Origin of the sequence: Pseudostreptobacillus hongkongensis, assembly GCF_001559795.1 — a bacterium.
GTDB classification, from domain to species: domain Bacteria; phylum Fusobacteriota; class Fusobacteriia; order Fusobacteriales; family Leptotrichiaceae; genus Pseudostreptobacillus; species Pseudostreptobacillus hongkongensis.
The window spans coordinates 1-285 of the sequence record NZ_LOHY01000048.1; the positions used below are offsets into that span (position 1 = coordinate 1).

Genomic DNA, 285 nt, shown 5'->3' on the forward strand with positions numbered 1-285 from the left:
GGAGTGAAGCCGGTCACACGGGTTTGGATGAGACCCCATCAGGGGCAGGAAAATCACCTTCGGAGAGGATTTATCCGCCAGTGCACGTTCTGTTTCCTGTAACAACAACATGTCATCCGTTTTACGGGAAGCAAAGCTGCCTTTCTTGAGGAAAACGGTATGCTCCGCATCAGAAGCAATAACAGAGATGCGTGTATCATGCTCCCCCAGTTTTCCCTGATTGGATATCCACCATGTGCTGTATCCTGCTTTTGCTGCCAGCGCCACCACGTTGTTGCCGGAATC

General features: G+C 51.2%; 1 protein-coding gene. It reads right to left on the bottom strand.

The window, feature by feature from the left end; translation table 11 throughout:
* Positions 1-285, bottom strand: a 285-nt coding sequence (locus AYC59_RS08515; protein WP_342666605.1) for a sulfatase-like hydrolase/transferase, incomplete at both ends; no start/stop codon positions are given.